Source organism: Paenibacillus humicola (assembly GCF_028826105.1).
GTDB lineage: Bacteria > Bacillota > Bacilli > Paenibacillales > Paenibacillaceae > Paenibacillus_Z > Paenibacillus_Z humicola.
In genome coordinates this window covers 2,656,903-2,669,244 of sequence record NZ_JAQGPL010000001.1, presented here as the reverse complement: position 1 = coordinate 2,669,244, position 12,342 = coordinate 2,656,903, and the positions used below count along the sequence as shown (strand labels likewise).

At 58.5% G+C, this 12,342-nt stretch carries 14 protein-coding genes; 1 reads left to right on the top strand and 13 read right to left on the bottom strand.

Annotation, left to right across the window (positions count from 1 at the left end; all coding sequences use genetic code 11):
• Positions 1 to 341: 341 nt before the first annotated feature.
• The 11 genes from PD282_RS12375 to PD282_RS12325 all read right to left on the bottom strand — a co-directional run bounded on the left by PD282_RS12375 (position 342) and on the right by PD282_RS12325 (position 9,284).
• On the bottom strand, positions 342 to 851 hold the full coding sequence (locus tag PD282_RS12375; protein WP_274650980.1) for a GNAT family N-acetyltransferase: 510 nt from the start codon (positions 849 to 851) through the stop codon (positions 342 to 344).
• A 196-nt stretch (positions 852 to 1,047) separates the two neighbouring features.
• Complete coding sequence (locus PD282_RS12370; protein ID WP_274650979.1) at positions 1,048 to 1,710, bottom strand: copper amine oxidase N-terminal domain-containing protein; 663 nt, start codon at positions 1,708 to 1,710, stop codon at positions 1,048 to 1,050.
• A 102-nt stretch (positions 1,711 to 1,812) separates the two neighbouring features.
• Complete coding sequence (locus PD282_RS12365) at positions 1,813 to 2,613, bottom strand: polysaccharide deacetylase family protein (RefSeq protein WP_274650978.1); 801 nt, start codon at positions 2,611 to 2,613, stop codon at positions 1,813 to 1,815.
• Between the two features lie 22 nt (positions 2,614 to 2,635).
• Positions 2,636 to 3,673 (bottom strand): glycoside hydrolase family 88/105 protein, encoded by a 1,038-nt coding sequence (locus PD282_RS12360; protein WP_274650977.1) that lies wholly within the window; start codon positions 3,671 to 3,673, stop codon positions 2,636 to 2,638.
• Positions 3,674 to 3,785: 112 nt separating this feature from the next.
• Positions 3,786 to 4,460 (bottom strand): rhamnogalacturonan acetylesterase, encoded by a 675-nt coding sequence (locus PD282_RS12355; RefSeq protein WP_338045182.1) that lies wholly within the window; start codon positions 4,458 to 4,460, stop codon positions 3,786 to 3,788.
• 305 nt (positions 4,461 to 4,765) lie between these two features.
• Positions 4,766 to 4,900 carry a hypothetical protein gene (locus PD282_RS12350; protein ID WP_274650976.1) on the bottom strand — a complete coding sequence of 45 codons (135 nt, stop codon included), beginning with the start codon at positions 4,898 to 4,900 and terminating at the stop codon, positions 4,766 to 4,768.
• Between the two features lie 60 nt (positions 4,901 to 4,960).
• Positions 4,961 to 5,329 carry a hypothetical protein gene (locus PD282_RS12345; RefSeq protein WP_274650975.1) on the bottom strand — a complete coding sequence of 123 codons (369 nt, stop codon included), beginning with the start codon at positions 5,327 to 5,329 and terminating at the stop codon, positions 4,961 to 4,963.
• 122 nt (positions 5,330 to 5,451) lie between these two features.
• On the bottom strand, positions 5,452 to 6,228 hold the full coding sequence (locus PD282_RS12340) for an SDR family NAD(P)-dependent oxidoreductase (protein ID WP_274650974.1): 777 nt from the start codon (positions 6,226 to 6,228) through the stop codon (positions 5,452 to 5,454).
• A 37-nt stretch (positions 6,229 to 6,265) separates the two neighbouring features.
• On the bottom strand, positions 6,266 to 7,075 hold the full coding sequence (locus PD282_RS12335; RefSeq protein WP_274650973.1) for an SDR family NAD(P)-dependent oxidoreductase: 810 nt from the start codon (positions 7,073 to 7,075) through the stop codon (positions 6,266 to 6,268).
• A 73-nt stretch (positions 7,076 to 7,148) separates the two neighbouring features.
• On the bottom strand, positions 7,149 to 8,135 hold the full coding sequence (locus PD282_RS12330) for a galactitol-1-phosphate 5-dehydrogenase (protein WP_274650972.1): 987 nt from the start codon (positions 8,133 to 8,135) through the stop codon (positions 7,149 to 7,151).
• 51 nt (positions 8,136 to 8,186) lie between these two features.
• The gene (locus tag PD282_RS12325; protein ID WP_274650971.1) at positions 8,187 to 9,284 is read right to left on the bottom strand and encodes a mandelate racemase/muconate lactonizing enzyme family protein; all 1,098 of its coding nucleotides are present in this window, start codon (positions 9,282 to 9,284) and stop codon (positions 8,187 to 8,189) included.
• A gap of 251 nt (positions 9,285 to 9,535) precedes the next feature.
• Here PD282_RS12325 and PD282_RS12320 point away from each other — a divergent pair, with 251 nt between their 5' ends.
• Positions 9,536 to 10,339 (top strand): IclR family transcriptional regulator, encoded by an 804-nt coding sequence (locus tag PD282_RS12320; protein WP_274650970.1) that lies wholly within the window; start codon positions 9,536 to 9,538, stop codon positions 10,337 to 10,339.
• A 62-nt stretch (positions 10,340 to 10,401) separates the two neighbouring features.
• Here the strand turns inward: PD282_RS12320 and PD282_RS12315 are convergent, their stop codons facing one another.
• Together PD282_RS12315 and PD282_RS12310 are read right to left on the bottom strand one after the other, a co-directional pair.
• Entirely contained in the window at positions 10,402 to 11,193 is a 792-nt protein-coding gene (locus tag PD282_RS12315) for an endonuclease/exonuclease/phosphatase family protein (RefSeq protein ID WP_274650969.1), read from the bottom strand.
• 271 nt (positions 11,194 to 11,464) lie between these two features.
• A complete protein-coding gene (locus tag PD282_RS12310) occupies positions 11,465 to 12,286 on the bottom strand; it encodes a DUF2935 domain-containing protein (RefSeq protein WP_274650968.1) in 822 nt (273 codons plus the stop codon).
• Positions 12,287 to 12,342: the final 56 nt, after the last annotated feature.

Below are 12,342 nucleotides of genomic sequence, written 5' to 3'. Positions count from 1 at the left end.
ATCGGCCGCAAAACGTAGGAGAACCCGCTCCCGGCGCCTCTATCCAAGAGGCGAGCCTGGCGGCGAAAACAAGCCTGTACTTTGTCTGCCGACGCGCAGACAAGGTACAGGCTTGTTTGCTTTTATGGAAATGTAAGCTTGCGTGTACTATTCGCTTTTTCATATCCGTCAAACATGGGCTTGCCCGATAGCAAGAACAGGCGTGCCTGTCTGGAGGGATGCCTGCTCATCCCGGGATCGCGGTCCTTCTTCGCCGCCGTAAACGTATACCAAATAATGAAGCTGCACGGCGATATCCTCGACATACCAGCTGTACGCCGCTTCGTCAAAAAAGCGCCGCTTTAACGCTTTGCTTTTGTAAAATACAGATTTAAATCGTCGTCCACGCGGACGAAGGACCCCGGAGCGGCGGGCTGCTGTTTGTACATCAGTCCTCTTCCGTCGGGGATATACCCCCGTGCCGCATACATGCGCTGCGCGCTGCCGTAATCCTTGAAGAGCCCGACGCCGATTCCGACGATGTCGTGCGTTTCGAAAGCGCAGCTTTCGGCGGCTTCCATCAGCGCATTGCCGATTCCGCGCCTGCGCAGCGGCGAAATGACGTTAAAATCGTTGATCTCCGGAATGCCTTGTTCCGCAAACCAGGGATAATGCGATTTCGCGAGCACATGCAGACTGCCGGCAAACCGGCCGTCGTAAAAGCCTAGGAAGGTAATTCTGCTTCCTGCGGCATTCTCTTCCCAGCATTGCGTCACATCATCGATCGTTCTTCGTATGCCGTGCTCGAGAAAGACGCGAGAAACCGTTTCTACGTCATTAGCGGTCATCCGGCGGATTTCGATTGAGCTCATTCCGACAACGCCTCCATTCGGCCGATATCTGCCTATTGTAACACGGACAGCCGCGCTTCAAGTTTTCCTTTATCGCTATAATCGTTTTTTACGACTCGTGTGCGAAACGCAAAAAAAAAAGCGTCCCCGTCCGCGGCTTAAAACGCATTCACCGTTAGGGAACGCGCAGCCGCATACGAAGACGCCTATGGGGTTCTTATTTCGCCGGAACGATGACGATTCCGCCCAATTCGTCCGCGCCGCTCGCAATTTGCAGCCCGCTGATCAGCCAGCCCGCATCCTTGGAGCCGACCGTTACGTTTACGCTGCCGCTGCCGGCATCGCCGGTCGAGTCTTTCAGCTTGAACGTCACGGTGTAGTTCATGCTGCCCCCTGCTCCCGCCGTTCTGGCGGACACCTGATAGCTGTCCACCCACGGGCTCGACAGTCCGGTTACCCAGTTCATATCTTTATAGGTATCCGCCAGTTTGGTTTGCAGCGCGGCCGACAGCAGCGCATATTGCGCGGCGCCGTTGCGGTTTTTGACCCACTCCGCCCACGATTTCACGGCATCGTCCGCCGATTCCGGGGCAAGCGCCTGCTGAAGCAGCTGAATTTGCTGCTTCGTGTCGCCGGATGCCGCCGGCGTATCGATCGTGACCGTTTTCGTGCCGTTGTCCCAGTTTACGTTCGCGCCGAGCGCTTCCGCGGCCGTCCGGATCGGCACCATCGTATGGCCGTCGATAATGCGTGGCGCCGTTCCCGAAACGATCGAATGCCCGTTGACGACCAGCTTGATTCCGCCTGCCGCATACACCGAACTGCCGATCACCAGCGCCAATGCTGCCGTCCCGAATACCGCCATCCATTTTTTTCTCATGCAGAACACCTCTTTCGATGGAATACCAAGCTTCAACCAACCTGACGAAGCCGGCCGCAAAAAGGTTGCACGGAAAAAAGGTCCGGGCGCCGATTGCCGGAATTAAGCGAATTGAACCTGACGTCCTCCCGGGACCTCCACCGTCTCACCGTCGACCTTCAGCCAGACGGATTCGGCGGACGGATTAAACGCGAAGCGGCTGTCTGCCGCGAATTTCAATTGCCTGAACGCCTTCATATAATCGACGATTTCCAGGTTGGTCGCGTACCAGATGTCGTCACGACCGCCGATAAACCGGCTAAACTCCTCGATGATCCCCCAATTTTCGTCGCGGTCGAATTCATAGCTGTGCCCCCAGACATACAGCATATATAAATATTGGGTTTTGTTCAGCTTGGCGAAATCGTCCGCGGTCTGTATCAGTTGGTGGTTATGGTGACAGGTAGGCTGCCATTCGTACAAATCATCCGGCATGCCGAATTGTCCCGTGCCCTTCACGGCCCGAGCATACTCGATGCCCAAGAAAGGGAGCATCGCCTTGATCTCGCGGGTAAAGGAGCCGTTCGGGTAGGACAAGCCCCTGACCGTATAACCGACGAGGCGCTCGAGCCGCTTGCGGTCCTCCATGATTTCCTCCACCAGCTGCTCCTTGGGCGACCTGGCGATCGTCGGATGCGTGAGCGTATGCGCGGACACCTCGTGTCCGGCGTACAGCGCGGCAACTTCTTCGGCCGGAATGCGGCTGCCTTCCCCGAGCAGGCCGGAATTCAGATGGAACGTTCCTTTAATCCCATGCCGGTTGAAAATGTCGACCAGCCTCCGGTCGGCGGCTTGTCCGTCGTCGTAGCTCATCGTCAGCACCTTGTGCTTTCCTCCGGGAAAAGCGAGCAGTATTTTCGGCACAATGTTCACACTCCTTATCGAATCATTTCAGTTTATAGGTTAGCAGCGAAGACAGGAACGCCAGAGCCAGCCCCTGGCCCCAGCCCTGAATCCGCTTATTGGGCGTATTCCGGTAGCCGTCCCGGTCCTTCATGACCGCCGTCCCCGCGGATACCTCCGTTACGGTGCCGTTGTCCGCTATTTTGCTCAGCACGCCGGTGATGGACTTCTGGATAAAAGGATTGTAGAGAGGGCTGCCGATCGCTTCGTTAAACAGCACGAGCGCCGCGGCGATTCCGGCCGAACCCGACGTCTCCGTATACGAGCCGCCGTCGTCCAGCACCGTATGCCAAAGGCCGTCCGGCGACTGGAGCCGAACCAGCGCGCTCAGCTGGTCGCGCAGCGAATCGTGGATGGTCATAAACGACGGATGGTCGACCGCGACCTCTTTCAGCGCCTGCGCCATCGTGAAGGCGGCCCATGCGTTGCCTCTCGCCCAGAAGAAACCCGACATATGATGGCCTGCCAGGTTGTCCCAGCCGTGATAATACAGATTGGTCACCGGATCCTGCAGGAGACGTTCGTGCCCGTGATATTGGAGCAGCCCGTCCTCCATATAATCGTCGCGCCGGAGCAGCGTCCCCATGCGGAGGAGAAAATAGCCCGCCATAAACATCGTATCCACCCAGGCCTGCTCCGGGAAGCTGAAATTTTGGGATACCGTGTGCTGAAAAATGCCTTCCCCGAAACGGACGGCCTCGTGCTTCAGAAATTCCGCCATTTGCACCGCCGTTTCCAAATAAACTTCGTTCCCCGTTTCGGTGTACAGGGCGATCAGCGTGTGGCCGATCGATACCGCATTGACGGTCAGCTTCGGGATCCCTTCCTCGAGCTGCCGGTCCACCCAGTCCCGCAAAGCCTCAAGATACCGCTCGCTGCGGGTTGCCGCATAAGCCTGGCTGACGCCGTAGAAGGCGACGCCTGCCGGCCAATCCCAGGTAAAATCCATCTGAAACGTGCGGGTAACGATGCGGTCGATCGCACCGCGAATCGTTTGTTCATCCATGACCAGCGCTGGCATGATCGTATTATCCTCCCTGCCTTGATCCAATAATGTTGAAATCGCCGGGGAGAAACGGCCGGCTCCGGCCTTTCGGCGAGGCCGGCTTCTTCCCCGGGAACGTACCGGCCGGCTACCGTACTTGCTTATTTCTGAAAAAAGCCGCCAATGGCAGACCGGCCGCGGCGATATGCCGGACCGCCAGCCGTGCGACCTCCACCGCGCCCGTTTCGTTAAAATGCGTGTTGTCCTCCGCCCCGTCCGGGTAGTTCGCATGCTCGCCCGGCTTCAGCCAGACGAACAGCCGCTTGGACGCTTCCGGGCCGAGCTCCCGGTACAGCTCGCCGGTCGCCGCGGTAAGATCGATCAGCGGCACCTGCATCGCCGCGGCAAGCTCACGCACCGCAGCGGGATAATGGCCGTGCGTCGGCGCCAATTTGCCGCTGCCGTCGAAGCGCCGCCTCTCCACCGGGGTGAACAGGACCGGTTCCGCCTCGCTCTGACGCGCTGCATCGACATACTGTCTTAAATGCGCCTGAAACGTGGTGAAAGGCTCGGTGCCGCCCGGTTTTTCGTCGTTATGGCCGAACTGGATGAACAAATAATCGCCTTTTCCTATGCTGGCGGTAATTCGCGTGAAATGCCCTTCCCGGATGAAGCTTTTGGAGCTTCTGCCGCATCTGGCTTCATTCCGGACCGCAGCTCCGCCCGTAATGAGCCGGCCGAGCATTTGACCCCATCCGGCCATCGGCGCCTGCTCCGGCGGGTAGTCGGCCATGGTCGAATCGCCGGCGAGATAAATGATCACGATAAGAGCCTCCTTTACCGGTGAAAGCGTTTGCGTATTCCTTGGAATGCCGAACCTAACGTTAACGCATTTGCCGTTTTCCGGCAATTTCACTTTCTTGCCGCAGCTCCGGGAAGAGCCGTACTTTTTTGCCTTCTTTGACGATCCTTGCAGGGACGCCGGCCTTCGAAGCCGTTTCCCATCCAAATCGCGGCCCCCGGGGGGGAACCTAAATAAATATGCCGGACCATGGCAAATACCGGAGCATGAAAGACGGCGGACTCCCTTCGGTTGCAGGCGTCCGCCGTCGTCTTCGCTGATACGGTTTATTTGTTGTTGAAATCCCGCAACACCGGGTTCGGCTGTTCCTTGCGGTCCTTCTCGGCTTTTTTCGCTTCGGTCTTGTCGTGCGGATTTCCGGATTTGAAGCGGGCCGCGTCCATTCCGTCCATGATATTCATGGGGCACCTCCTTCCAACCTGTATTATGATGGTTTTGCAAGTCCGTCATACAGGCAAAAGTCAGGCGGTGAGATGCCGCTTGAGCAGGTCCGCGCATTTTTCGATCACCTGCTCCTCTTCGAGCCCGGCCAATTCGTTCCGCGACAGCAGAAGCTCGCCGGCAAGCTTCTCCTCGTCGCTCCTGCCGAGCATCGCTTTCGCCAGCTTCATCATCCATTTTCGTTTGGCATAGACCCGGAGCATTAGCCGGCCGTCTTTGCCGTCCCAGATGAAGCGGACGATATGGCCCGGACTATCGAACACGGCGTACCAGCCCGGAGGCTGCGGCGTGAACTGCCGCCTCACGGTGCGGAAGCCAAGCGGGAGCAGGCGGTTTTCGATGTCCTGATGAAGCGTTTCCAGAAACGGTTCAGCTGCAGGTACGTGCATGATTTCGGTTCCTCTTTTACGCAATTGGAATGTTCCGGCAACGGGTGCCCGACGCTATTGTACTATAACCGGCTCTCCGGAACAAACCCGCTTCATCGACGCCGCGGTCCTTACCGTTTCGATCAGCGTAAACTGCCTCCGCCGTCGACCGACAGCGTCTGACCGGTAATCTGCTCGGCCATGTCCGACGCCATAAACACGACCGCGCCGGCGATGTCCTCCCCGGTCTGCATTCTGCCGAGCGGCATGCTGCCGCCCATGCTTTCGAGCTCTTCCCGGTCTTTACCCGTCGTCGTTTTCAATCGTTCGTATTCGCCGTCGGACAGCACCCAGCCCGGATTTACGCAGTTGACGCGAATGCGGTGCTTCGCCAGGGCGAAGGCCAGGTTGCGCGTTAACGTGATGATGCCGCCTTTGGAGACGGCGTACGCCATCGTATTCTCCTGTCCGCGCGAGGCATGAAGGGAGCCGATATTGACGATGCTGCCGCCGCCTCGCCGGATCATGCCGGGGACCGCCGCCTGGCACATCTGATAAGCACCCTTCAGATTGACGCCGAGCACCTTATCCCAGAACGGCCCGTCGGTGCCGAGCAGATCGGCTCTGGGAAAAATGCCCGCATTGTTGACCAGAACGTCCACGCCGCCGAATTCCTGCTCCGCCCGGCGGACGGCGCTCTCCGCCTGCTCCGCGGAGGAGACGTCGCAGCGGACAAAACGGACCGTGCGGCCTTCCCGCCCCCACTCGGCGGCAAGCTCTTCGCCGTTCTCGTCCAGATCGGCGATCACCGCCCGGGCGCCAAGCCGGACGAAATGGCTTACGATCGCACGCCCGATCCCTTTGGAGCCGCCGGTGACAAGCACCGTTTTCCCGTCAAAATTAAGGCCCATGCCGGACATACGTCTTTCCCCCTTTCGAAAATCGTCTACTGAAAGATCAGAACTCGTGGGCACCGGCTTTGACGGCGGCCTCGTAAGCAACTCTCGGAATCTGGGTTGCGAGCTTGCCGCCGCTCACATCGATCATCGTGCCGGTAATGTAGCCGGCAAAGTCGGACGCGAGGAAGCAGATCAAATGCGCCACATCGTCCTTTTCCCCCCAATGCCGGAGGGTGAGCGTATCGAGCAGCCGTTCCTGGCGTTCCGGCGGCTGTTCCGCAAAATGGTTCATGTCGGTCGGAATCATCCCCGGCGCATAGCAGTTCACCGTAATATTCCACGGTCCGAGCTCACCTGCCAGAACGCGCGTGAACTGGTGGACGGCCGATTTCGAGGCGGCGTAGGCAGCGCTGCCGTACGAAGGGACGATGGCTGCGAACGAGGCCGCGTTGATGATTCTCCCCGAACGACGGCGCTTCATGATCGGTGCGACCGCCTTACACATGAGGAACGTACCTTTCACGTTGACGTCCATGTTAAGGTCCCACATGTCCTCCTTCAGCGTCTCCACGGGCCCGCCGCCCGCAACGCCCGCGTTGTTGACAAGGATGTCAATGCCGCCCTGCTTCAGCGCCACATCCGCGACGACCTCTTCAATTCGGACAAAATCCCGTACGTCGCATTCGTACGGCAGTGCCTGCAAGCCTTCGCCGGTCAGCTCCCCCGCAGCCTCCTGCACCAGGGACGAATGATTGTCGAGCATTGCGACGATTACGCCCTCGCGGGCGAGCGTGCGGGCGATTTCTTTTCCGATTCCTCTGCCGGCGCCTGTGACGACTGCCGTTTTACCGTTCAAATCGATCAGCATGCCGATGCCTCCTTCTTTCGCGAATTTTCCGTTTTCCGTTCTTCGTTTTTCCGTTTCGTCCTTCCGTTTGACGTCAGCCTCCGGGTACCAGCAAAATTTTCGCCGTTTTGCCCGGATTGCCGATCAGCTTATCGAAGCTTGCGCCTCCTTCTTTCAGCGGCACGATGCTGGTCCACGGCGCAAGCTGCACCTTACCCTGCGCGATCCACCGCTGCGCGTCGGTGAAATCCGCCGGACTGTAAGCGAACGCGCCGCAGGTCCGGATTTCGCTGCGGATCATGTCGTTGATCGGCAGCCGGCTCTCGGCTTCGTGCAGGCCGGTGAAAACGACGCTGCCTCCGGGCCTGACCGCGAGGGCGCAAGCGGTGCGGGTTGCCTGCGCTCCGACTGCGTCGACCGCGGCGTCGAACGCGCCGGCGTCACCGGTCCGGGTCGAAGTCCGTGCGCCGAGCTCCCGCGCAATTTCGAGCCGTTCTTCGTTGAGATCGACGACGGTCACGTCCTCCACGCCGAAGATGCGCAGTGCCTGCAGTGCCAGCAGCCCGATCGGCCCCGCTCCCACGATCAGCAGCCTGTCGCCCGGGTGCGGACGGAGCAGGCTGCAAATGTGTACCGCGCAGGCGAACGGCTCGGTGTAAGCGCCTTCCTCCATCGAAACATGGGCCTCCAGCGGAAAGACATTGCGCTCCGGCGCAACGACATATTCGGCGAACGCGCCCGGAAGGTGCGCGCCGAGCAGCTTGCGCTCCGCGCAAAGCTGTGCCGAGCCCGTCGTGCAGGCGAAGCATTTGCCGCAGGTGACCAGAGGGTTGGCGGTCACCCGGTCGCCCGCGCGAAGACGGCTTACGTCTCGGCCGGCGCGCTCGACCGTGCCGGAAAATTCGTGCCCCATGATGAGCGGCGGCTTGCGCAGGGAATTATGGCCGAGATACCCGCCCAGCTCGGAGCCGCAAATTCCCGCGTGCGCGACGCGGATCAGCACCTCGTCCGCGGCCGGTTCCGGAATCGGCGCATCACGGATCGTCATGGTTCTCGGCCCTTCGTATACCAGTGCTTTCATGGCGTACCTCCATTGCGTATTTTAAAGCTGCAAAGCCGCTGCCCGCCGGGCTTACGCCTCATTTTCAAGCCCCGACCTTTTCTCCCAGCCCTGCTTGAAGAGCGGAAGGTAATGGCCCGGATGATAGGGATGCTTGGCGATCTCTTCCAGGTTCAGATCGACGCCGAGACCCGGCCCTTCCGGAGGCTTGATGTATCCGCGTTCGACCCTGCACGCAGGCTCCAGCACATCTTCCTCCCACGGCTCATTGAATTCGTCGAAGATTTCGTGCAGGTAGAAGTTCGGCGTTGCCATATTGAGATGGGCGCAGACGACGGAGCAGAGCGGCCCCTGCGCGCTGTGCGGCGCAATAACGCCATTGTGAGCGTGAACCATGCCGCAAATTTGCTTGGAGGCCGAAATGCCGAGAAACTGCGGTTCGAGCTGGACGATATGTACGGCTTCGTGCTTCATCAGCTCGGCGAACTGCTCGCGGCAGTAGTAATCCTCCCCGCAGGCGACCGGCACGGGGCTCCGCCTCGCCACCTCCACCATGGAGGATACGTTGTGCGGAGGCACGGGCGCCTCGAACCAGGTCGGGTTATAGGGCAGCATCGCTTCGGCGAACTGCAGCGCTGTATGGACACTGAAGCGGTTGTGGCCTTCGATCAGAATATCCGTGTCCGGTCCGACCGCGTCGCGAACGGCCGCGATAATGTCAAGCGCGAGCCTGAAATCTTTCCGGTCCACCGTCCGCCAGGCGCTGCCGAACGGATCGAACTTGAGTGCCGTATAGCCCTTTTCGACGACAATCCTGGCTTTCTCGTAAAAGCTTTCCGGCGTGCGCGGGCCGCGGTACCAGCCGTTCGCGTAGCAGCGCAGCTTGTCGTGGCATTGGCCGCCAAGCAGCTTATAAAGCGGCTGGCCGGATGCCTTGCCGATAATATCCCAGCAAGCGGTTTCAATCGCGGCCAGCGCCGAGCCTTGAATTTGCCCGCCGTCCGAATAGACGTCGCGGATCATTTTCAGCGAAATCGTCTCCACGTCGAAGGCGCTGCGGCCGATAAACAGATGTTTCAGCTCGTGAACGGCCGCTTCGACCGTCTTCGCGAAGCCGTTCAGCGTGCCTTCGCCGATGCCGTATACGCCCTCCTTCGTATGGAGCTTCACGAACAGCCAGTTCTTCCACGGATTGCCGACAATAAACGTCTCTACATCGGAAATAATCAGGGATGATCACCGCTTTCATTTCTATATTAGAAATTATGTTTCCGAATTTATGGCTTAAGTGTAGGGGATAATTGAATCTTCTGTCAATTGTTTTTATAGACAGGATTTGACTGTTTCCGCCGCCGGGTTATAAAATAGCGGTAAAATCTTTCGTTATCGGAAATTTTATTTCTTATCCGGAGGGAACCCCCATGACTCGACGCATCGCGGCCAAATCGTCCAAGGATAAAGTCGCCTCCTCTACGGTGGTCAAAGCGCTGCGCGTGCTGCAGGCGCTGGCCGATTTGTGCGACGACAGCCCGGAAGGCGCTTCCGTCAGCCGCATTTCGGCGAAATCCGGGGAAAGCCCGAGCAGCGTCTGCAAGCATTTGGCCGCTTTCCAGCAGTATGGCCTGGTGGAGCAGGACCCGTTCTCGGAGCGCTACCGGATCGGTATTTATGCTCTTCGCCTGTCCACCCTTGCGTTGAAGCCGATGTCCATCCGCGACACCGTGTCCCCGTATTTGCGCAAAATCGCCGACCGGGTCGGCGAAACGATTCACCTTGTCGTGCGCGACGGGCTCCGCGTCGTGTATATCGATAAAGTCGAATCGTCCAAAACGATCCGGATGCATTCCGAAATCGGGCTGCGCAACCCGATGTACTGCACGGGCGTCGGCAAAGCGATTCTCGCCTACTCGCCGGCGTCCCTCGTCGACGCCGTCGTCGCAGAGGGCATGACGCCGTTTACGCCGCAGACGATCGTTTCCCGGAGCGCCCTGCTCGAGGAATTGGAGCATATCCGCTCGCGAGGATATGCGGTCGACAACTGCGAGCACGAGAGCGAGGTCCGCTGCGTGGCGGCGCCGATCCTGAATCATTTGAAGGAGCCGATTGCTTCCTTCAGCGTTTCCTGTCCGAAATGGCGGCTGTCGGATGAGCGCGTGACCGAGATCGGGGAGATGCTGACCAGCATTTCCGCGGAAATATCCGGCCGATTCGGCTATCCCGGCTGAACGAAAAAAAGCTCCTGATTCCAGGAGCCAATACGCGAAAATTTTGATGGGGTGATATCTGCCTAATCGATCGCGATGCCCGCAACGACCGGATAGTGATCGGACGGAAAGCCGCCGTCCACCGTTCTTCGGTCCACCCGTACCTCCGTTACCTTCAATTCTTCGCTCGCAAAAATGTAATCGATCGGCTCCCCGTCGACGCCTCCGCGAAAATCGTGATACGTTCGTCCGGGCGGGCCTTCCAGCGCCGAATACGCATCGGTCATCGATGCCCGCTCGCCGCCGATTTCCGCTTCACCGCTCCAAAACCGCACGGCGCTGTTGTCCGGAGCCGCATTGAAGTCGCCCATCAGCACTGCCGGCCTGCCGGCCGCCTGCCTTTGCATCGCCTGCCGGATCAGAAGCGCGCCCTGCTCCCGGGCCTGCTGCCCGACATGGTCCAGATGCGTGTTAAACACGAAGATTTCCCGTCCCGGCTCCCGGACGAGACGAAAATGCGCCCAGGTGCATATCCGCGGACAGGCGCCGTCCCAGCCCATGCTGCCTTTCCGCTCCGGCGTTTCGGACAGCCAGAACTGCCCCTGCTCCACGATTTCCATCTCTTGCTTGCGATAAAAAATGGCGCAGTATTCGCCTTCCGTGCCGCCGTCGCGGCCCTCCCCAAGCCATGCGTAATCGGACAGCAGCGGCTGCAGCTCCTCCAGCATGTCGAGGTAGCCTTCCTGAATGCCGAATATGTGCGGTTCGTACGCGCGAATAGTCTCCGCAACCCGCTTTACTCTGAACGGCCACGCATGCGCGCCGTCGTCCGCTCTCGAATTTCGCAGATTAAATGTCATGATGTTCAGCTTCATGTCTTCCCCTCCTATAGGAAGTGTAAACCGGATAAGCCCGGGCGGCAACAACTGTTGACAAAGAATGTTACGCTGTTCGTCACCGGGACGAGCTCAAGTAATAGGCCGTTCATCGAGAACCGGACCGGGACCTGGAGGGAATAACAGGACCGAGTCGCCGGCCAGGCCCGGGCGGACGGGGATCAGCCCGGACGCAAGACCGGGCTGCCGCCAACCAAACAAAAAGCCGCTCAAATTCGCGGCTTAATCGTGCATTTGCAGCTTAATCGGCTCAATGCTCCTGTATGGCTTGCGTCTCCGCCGGCCTGCCCGTCAGGCTGTATTCGAACCAGTCGATGATGAACAAGAAACGCTCCGCCTCGCGGAACACATGATCGGCCAGTAACGGATGAATAATGCTCTTGATCCGGCAGGCTTCGATTAAATCGCGCGCCGTTTTCTTAAAATCGCGAAGCGACTTGACCGACACTCGGTTTTGATCAAGAAATTGGTCGAGCAGAGGCACCGTCTGCGATTGCGGACGCATCGAGTCCAAATCGATCGCCTGAAACAACAGCTGGTCGAAATCATGACTGAAATTGTTCGCTTGATCGACCAGCTTCCGTTCGGAAGGATCCAGCAAATGACTAATAAATTTGGCATGATCGGCCATGATTCGGAGGAAAAATACATTTTCGTCAATGATGGCGTCCGGCAGTGGCTCCAATCGTCCTAAATTCAATTCCTCCAGCCGGTTTCTGAAGTAGTTCGCCTCCCTGCTCACATGGTCGACCAGCAAAGGAAAATTGTTGGCGCCCGGGAGCTTGCACGTGAGAATCAGGCCAAGCACTTTTCGCTTGAACACCCAAATATTCGAAGCTGCGGTATGGACTTCTTCATTAAACCTTCTGATTACGTTCGGATCGGCTCCGGCCGTAAAGGCATTGGCTCTGCTTTCAATCTGTTCAAAGATCGCATAAAACCGATTCGCCTCGTCGATCAATGCCGTATCTTCCGCCCGGAAACCCAATCTTAAAAATAACGAATGCTCCTTCATGATCCTCGACCAGAATCTGATTTCATCCAAAGAACGCGTTACGAACCCGTCAGGCATTTTAGCGCCTCCCTGATATCATCTCTTATTGGTATCGTATGAGCGGAGCGTCTGGT